Annotated in this window: 1 protein-coding gene; it reads right to left on the bottom strand. The window is 77.2% G+C overall.

What is annotated here, in order from left to right; translation table 11 throughout:
- A partial coding sequence (locus CCN44_RS37505) for a type I polyketide synthase (protein ID WP_143650274.1) occupies positions 1-4,209 on the bottom strand: 4,209 nt, incomplete at both ends.

Genomic DNA, 4,209 nt, shown 5'->3' with positions numbered 1-4,209 from the left:
GAGCACCGCCCAGCGGCCGGCGGGCCGCCGGCCCGGGGCCAGGGGGACGGAGACCCAGTCCAGGTCGAACAGGGCCTCTGCGGCGGCCGGCGCGGTGCGCAGGTCCTCCGGCGCGATCGGGCGCAGGCGCAGCGCGCCGACGTCGATCACCGGTCGGCCCTCGTCGTCCGTGGCGTGCAGGGACAGTCCGCCGTTTCCGTCCGGGGTGAGCCGGACCCGCAGGGAGCGGGCGCCGGTGGTGTGGACGAGGACGTCGCTCCAGGCGAACGGCACGCCCGCGACGCCGAGTCCGCCGACGCCGGCCGCGTGCAGCGCGGTGTCGAGCAGCGCCGGGTGCACGCCGTAGCCCGTGGGGTCGGTGCCGGGCGCGGGGCCGACCTCGGCGAAGACCTCGGCCGTCGGGCCGTCACCGCGCCGCCAGACCGCGCGCAGGGCGCGGAAGGCGGGGCCGTAGCCGAGGCCGGCGGCGGCCAGGTCGTCGTAGTGACCGGCCGTCGGCAGCGGCTCGGCGTCCTGCGGCGGCCAGGGCAGCGGGTCGGTACCGGCCGGCGGTACCGCCCGTGTTCCCGGTGTTCCCGGTGCTGCGGGGGCGAGGACGCCCGTGGCGTGCCGCGTCCACTCGGCGCCGTCGTCCGTGCCGGCGTCCGCGCGGGCGGACACGGTGACCGGCCGCTCGCCGTCGGCGGCGGCACCCACGTGCACCTGGACCAGGACCGAGCCGTCGGCGGGCAGCACGAGCGGCGCGGCCAGGGTGAGTTCCCGCACCCGGGGCAGGCCGACGCGTTCGCCGGCCGCGCGGACGAGTTCGGTGAACGCGGTGCCCGGCAGCAGGACGGTGTCGAGCACGGTGTGGTCGGCCAGCCAGGGCTGTGTGGCCGTGTCCAGCCGTCCGGTGAGCAGGACCCCGTCGGGTGACTCGACGGCGGCCCCGAGCAGCGGGTGGCCGGCCGTGGTCAGCCCGGCGGCGGTGAGGTCGCCGGTCCGGGGCGCGGACTGGAGCCAGTAGCGGGTGCGCTGGAACGCGGTCGTCGGCAGGGCGACGGTCCGGGCTCCGGTGCCCGCGTAGAACGCCGACCAGTCCACCGTCGTACCGCGGTCGTGCAGGGCGCCGAGCGCGGCGGCCACGGCGGTCGCCTCCGGCCGTCCGGCGCGCAGCGTGGGCACGGCCACGGCGGTGTCGGGCAGCAGCGGGGCGGCCATCGCGGTGAGGACGCCGTCGGGGCCGAGTTCCAGCACCGTGTCCACGCCGGCCTCGCCGAGGGCGCGGACGCCGTCGGCGAACCGCACGGTGTCCCGTACGTGCCGGACCCAGTAGGCGGGGGTGCACAGTTCGTCGCCGGCGAGGGTCCCGGTGACGGTCGAGGCGACCGGGATCCGCGGCGCGTGGAACTCCACGTCGGCGAGGGTCGCCGCGAAGTCGCCGAGCATGGGCTCCATCAGCGGCGAGTGGAAGGCGTGCGACACCTTCAGCTCGCGGGTACGGCTGCCCCGTGCGGCCCACAGCCCGGCGGTGGCCAGGACGGCGTCCCGGGTGCCGGAGACGACCGCCGACCGGGGGCCGTTGACCGCGGCGAGCACCGCGCCGTCGGCCAGTTCGGCGGCCACCTCCTCCTCGGGTGCCTCGATGGCGGCCATCGCGCCGCCCGCGGGCAGGGCGGCCATGAGGCGGGCGCGGGCGGCGACGACGCGCACCGCGTCGGGCAGCGACCACACGCCGGCCAGGTGTGCGGCGGCCAGTTCGCCGACGGAGTGCCCCAGCAGGAGGTCCGGTACGACGCCCCAGGACGCGAAGAGCCGCCCGAGCGCGACCTCCAGCGCGAACAGCGCCGGCTGGGCGTACCCGGTGTCGTCCAGACCGTCGCCGGTGGCGACGACCTCGCGCAGCGGCCGGTCGAGGACGGTGTCGAACGCGGCGCACACCTCGGCGTACGCGGCGGCGAACACCGGGTGGGCGGCGGCCAGTTCCTCACCCGTGCCGGGGCGCTGGGCGCCCTGCCCGGTGAACAGGAACGCGGTGCGCCCGGTACCGGCCACCATGGCCGGACCCAGCTCGCCGAGACCGGCGAGGAGTTCCTCGCGGGTCGCCGCCACGACGGTGGCCCGGCGGTCCAGCCGGGTCCGGCCGGTGGCCGCGGAGTACGCGATGTCGAGCGGGACGAGGTCCGGGTCGGCGGTCAGTGCCGCGGCGAGCCGGTCGGCCTGGGCCCGTAGTCCCGCGTCGGTGCGCGCGGACAGCGGCACCGGGACGGGGACGACGGGCCGCGGCGCGGAGTCGGCCGGCCGTTCGCGGTGTTCCGGCTGTTCCAGCACCACGTGGGCGTTGGTGCCGGACAGTCCGAAGGACGACACGGCGGCCCGGCGCGGCCGGTCGGTCCGCGGCCACGCCCGTTCCTCGGTGAGCAGTTCCACCGCGCCGGAGGCCCAGTCGATGTGCGGGGACGGCTCGTCGGCGTGCAGCGTGCGGGGCAGGACGCCGTGCCGCATGGCCTGCACCATCTTGATGACACCGGCGACGCCGGCGGCGGCCTGGGTGTGCCCGATGTTGGACTTGACGGAGCCCAGCCACAGCGGCGCGTCCGAAGGCCGCTCCTGCCCGTAGGCGGCGAGCAGCGCCGCCACCTCGATCGGGTCGCCGAGCGAGGTGCCGGTGCCGTGGCCCTCGACGGCGTCGACGTCGGCCGGGGTGAGCCGGGCGTCGGCCAGCGCCTGCCGGATGACCCGCTGCTGGGACGGCCCGTTGGGCGCGGTGAGCCCGTTGGACGCGCCGTCCTGGTTGACGGCGGTGCCGCGGACGACGGCGAGCACCGGGTGTCCGTTGCGGACGGCGTCGGAGAGCCGTTCCACCAGGAGCATGCCGACGCCTTCGGACCAGCCGGTGCCGTCCGCGCCGGCCCCGTACGACTTGCAGCGCCCGTCGGTGGCCAGGCCGCGCTGCCGGGAGAAGTCGACGAAGACACCGGGGGTGGCCATCACGGTGACGCCGCCGGCGAGCGCGAGGTCGCTCTCGCCGGAGCGCAGCGACCGGACGGCCCAGTGCAGGGCGACCAGCGACGAGGAGCACGCGGTGTCCACGGTGACGGCCTGGCCCTCCAGGCCGAGGGCGTACGCGATCCGGCCGGAGGCGATGCTGCCGGAGTTGCCGGTGCCGAGGTAGCCCTCGACGCCGTCGGGCAGCACGTCCACGCGGGCCGCGTAGTCGTGGTACATCACACCGGCGTACACGCCGGTGCGGCTGCCGCGCAGCGACGCGGGGTCGATGCCGGCGCGCTCGATGGCCTCCCAGGACGCCTCCAGCAGCAGCCGCTGCTGCGGGTCCATGGCGAGGGCCTCCCGGGGCGAGATCCCGAAGAAGTCGGCGTCGAACTCGCCGGCGTCGTGCAGGAATCCGCCTTCGCGGGTGTGGCTGGTGCCGGGCCGCTCGGGATCGTCGGCGAACAGCGCCCGCAGGTCCCAGCCGCGGTCGGTGGGGAACCCGGAGATGGCGTCGCGGCCTTCGGTGACAGCCTGCCACAGCTCGTCCGGGGAGGTGATGTCGCCGGGGTAGCGGCAGGCCATGCCGACGATCGCGATCGGTTCGTCCGCGCCGCCGGCGGCGCCGGAGCGCGGCGCGGCGGGTGTGGCGGCCGTGTCGCCGAGCACCCGCTCCAGCAGGTGCCCGGCCAGCGCGGCCGGCGTGGGGTAGTCGAACACCGCGGTCGTGCCGAGCCGCAGCCCGGTCGCGGTGGCGAGCCGGTTGCGCAGTTCGACGGCGGTGAGCGAGTCGAAGCCGAGGTCGAGGAAGGCCCGGTCGGCGGCGACGGCGCCGGCGGACGCGTGGCCCAGCACGGCCGCCGCCTGCTCGCGGACCCACTCGACGGCGGCGCGTTCCCGTTCGGCCGGCGCCAGGCCGGTGAACCGGTCGGCCCACTCCTCGGCCCGGCCGGAGCCGTCGGCCACCGACCGGCGGGCCGGCCGTCCGACGAGCTTGTGGAACAGGGGCGGCAGGGTCTGCGCCGCGCGCAGCGCGGACAGGTCCCACAGCGCGGCGACGGCGAGCGCGTCGGTGCCGCGCACGGCCTGGTCGAAGAGGGCGAGCCCGTCCTCGGCACCGAGCGCCCGGGTACCGGACCGGTTGATCCGGGCCCGGTCGGACCGGCCGAGCCCCGTGGTCATGCCGTCGGTCCAGGGTCCCCAGGCGAGGGAGGTCGCGGGCAGCCCCTGCGCCCGCCG

Origin of the sequence: Streptomyces tricolor (assembly GCF_002155905.1) — a bacterium.
Lineage (GTDB): Bacteria > Actinomycetota > Actinomycetes > Streptomycetales > Streptomycetaceae > Streptomyces > Streptomyces tricolor.
The sequence above is the reverse complement of the archived record's forward strand: the minus strand, read 5'-3'. Positions and strand labels throughout refer to the sequence as shown.